The organism is Polaromonas sp. P1_G2, assembly GCF_056405515.1.
The window spans coordinates 1-410 of record NZ_JBFUBY010001395.1; the positions used below are offsets into that span (position 1 = coordinate 1).

At 55.1% G+C, this 410-nt stretch carries 2 protein-coding genes; one reads left to right on the forward strand and one right to left on the reverse strand.

What is annotated here, in order from left to right:
- The coding region (locus AC1D0P_RS30735; protein ID WP_477680191.1) for a hypothetical protein at positions 1–230 on the reverse strand (230 nt) is incomplete at its 3' end.
- On the opposite strand from AC1D0P_RS30735, the gene AC1D0P_RS30740 reads away from it, so the two are divergent.
- The coding region (locus AC1D0P_RS30740; RefSeq protein WP_477680192.1) for a hypothetical protein at positions 211–410 on the forward strand (200 nt) is incomplete at its 3' end. The two genes, AC1D0P_RS30735 and AC1D0P_RS30740, sit on opposite strands and share 20 nt — an antisense overlap.

Here is a 410-nt window from a genome sequence, read left to right on the forward strand (position 1 = left end):
GCTTCACTATAGGCCGATGCGGGCGTCGGCTGAAAAACGCCCGCGTCAACACCTTCTCCTTTCAGATAGTAGTGGCACAGGACCACTGACACGAGCGTCATGGCAAGCGACTGAACCAGGAAATTGGCCGCAATGATCGCCAGGTTGACCGGAGAGAGTGCGCCGCTTTCGATCACTGCGAGATCGGAGTGCAGCGCGAAGGCCAGAATGATGCTCGAGACTATCGCCAAACATGGCGCCAGAATAGATGGCGCTACCCAGGCGAGGATACGGAAGAAATATCGTAAGCCTCGCTTCACCGCCGCCTGCAAGCTCGTATTTTGGCGATATATTGAAGCCGGCATCCAAGTTCCGGCGATGCTTAGAGAAAGTATGAAGAGCGTAACAAAGACACAGGCGTACCGCACAAC